This is a genomic window from Streptomyces sp. CO7 (assembly GCF_053474865.1).
The window spans coordinates 342643-344569 of sequence record NZ_JBRIOU010000005.1; the positions used below are offsets into that span (position 1 = coordinate 342643).

The 1927-nt window shown below is 74.2% G+C and carries 2 protein-coding genes; one reads left to right on the plus strand and one right to left on the minus strand.

The genetic code is table 11. The features are described from left to right. Window positions 1-16: 16 nt before the first annotated feature. Window positions 17-550: a MarR family winged helix-turn-helix transcriptional regulator gene (locus ACOV8S_RS20005; RefSeq protein WP_448319158.1), complete on the minus strand. Its 534-nt coding sequence runs from the start codon at window positions 548-550 to the stop codon at window positions 17-19. A gap of 122 nt (window positions 551-672) precedes the next feature. On the opposite strand from ACOV8S_RS20005, the gene ACOV8S_RS20010 reads away from it, so the two are divergent. Beyond that, the coding region (locus ACOV8S_RS20010; protein WP_448319159.1) for an MFS transporter at window positions 673-1927 on the plus strand (1255 nt) is incomplete at its 3' end.

Genomic DNA, 1927 nt, shown 5'->3' on the forward strand with positions numbered 1-1927 from the left:
CCTCACTGAGGGGGCCTCACTGCGGGGGGTGCGCGGCCCGGTGTTCCGTCGCGGCCAGCAACTCCCGCAGCATGCCCGCAAGTTCGGCGGCGCGGTGGTCGTCGAAGGCGTCCCGCACGGCCTGGTTCTGCTCGGCGAGCCCGGCGCCCACCGCTTCGTCGACGAGCGCGAGCCCGCGCTCGGTGAGGGAGACCCGCAGGCCGCGCCGGTCGTCCGGGTCGGGCGAGCGGGCCAGCAGCCCCGCCCGCTCCAGCTTGTCCAGCCGGCCGGTCATCCCGCCGGTGGTGAGCATCAGCGTGGTGGAGAGGTCGCGCGGGCTCAGTGTGTACGGCGCGCCCGAGCGGCGCAGCGTGGCCAGCACGTCGAACTCCCCGCGGGAGATGCCGAACGCGGAGTACGCCCGCTCCGCGCGCTCGCCCATCACCCGCGCGAGCCGGTAGATCCGCCCGAAGATCTCCATCCCCGGGGTCCGGAGATCGGGGCGTTCCCGGGCCCACTGCTCGATGATCGCGTCGACGCCGTCGCGGGGCTGCTGGCCACTGCTGCTCATGCGCCGAGTATCGGCGTCGCCGGCGATCCCTCGCAAATAAGCCGCTTGCCAGTAAGTAGCTTACTGCTAAGCTACTTGTCGCAGTGACACGCTGACGGAGTGGTGACCGCGGGGAGGTCCGGATGGGTGAGGACAAGGACGCGGGGCGTCAAAGGGTCCCGGCGGAGCGCCGGTTGACGGCGTCGGCGGTGGTGAACGGCGTCGGGTCGGGGATGTACATCCCGTTCAGCCTGGTCTTCTTCCACCACGTCACCGGGCTCTCCTACGCGATGGTGGGGTCCGTGCTGACCGTGGCCGGCCTCGGCGGGATGGCGCTGGTGCCGTTCATCGGCACGGCGGTGGACCGGCACGGGGCGCGGCGGATGCTGCTGCTCTTCCACGCGATCCGGTTCGCCGGGTTCCTCGCCTACCCCTTCGCCGACTCCCTCGGCGCCTTCGCCGGCGTCGCCCTGCTGACGGTGACCGCCGAACGGGCCTACGCGGGCGTCCAGACGGTCCTGGTGGACGAGGTGGCCGAGGGCGCGGACAGGGACCGGCTGCAGGCCAGGCTGCGGGCCGTGGGCAACGCGGGGCTCGGCGCGGGGACGCTGATCGTCTCCCTGGTGGTCGGACTCCTGGGCCCGGCCGGCTACAACGGCACCGCGCTGGCCAACGCCGCGGCCTACGCGGTGGCGGCCCTGCTGCTGCGCGCGGTCCGGCCGGTGCGGGGAAGGAAGGGCGAGGGGGCGGCCGAGGCCGCCGCCCCGGGCTACCTGCTCGTCGTCCGGGACCGCCCGTTCCTGGTGCTCACCGGCGCGAACTTCTTCAACGCGCTCAGCTACACGGCGCTCTCGGTGCTGTTCCCGCTCTCCGTGGTCTCCCTGGGCGGTCCCGACGTGCTCACCGGCGCGGCCTTCGCCGTCAACACGGCGTTGTGCGCGGCGGCCGGCACCTACGTGGGGCGTCTCGTGCGGCGCACCGGTGCGCGGCGGACCCGTGCGGCGGCGCTGGGGTCCCTGCTCTTCGCGGCGGGCTTCCTGACCCAGCTCGCGCTGGCGGCGGCCCGGCCGGACTCGGCGGCGGTGCTGACGGCCGCGCTGGTCGGCGGCGTGGTGGTCGTGACGGTGGGGGAGTTGGTGCACAGTCCGGCCGCCGACATGCTCGCGGTGTCCGCAGCGCCGACCGCGGTGCGGGGGCGGTACATGGCGGTGTACCAGCTGTCCTGGTCGCTGGCGAAGGCGCTGGCGCCGGCACTGTTCACCACGCTGCTGGCGCTGGACGGGCGGGTGCCGTGGGTCTTCCTGATCGGCACCTCGCTGGTGGCGGCCGGGCTGCTGGTGGTGGCGGAGCGACGGCTGCCGGAGGGCGCGGTGCGGATCGCGCCGACCGCGGAGCGGG

Coding starts and splice junctions, on each gene's coding strand:
- ACOV8S_RS20005 (WP_448319158.1), bottom strand. CDS start 550: ATGAGCAGCAGTGGCCAGCAGCCCCGCGACGGCGTCGACGCGATCATC.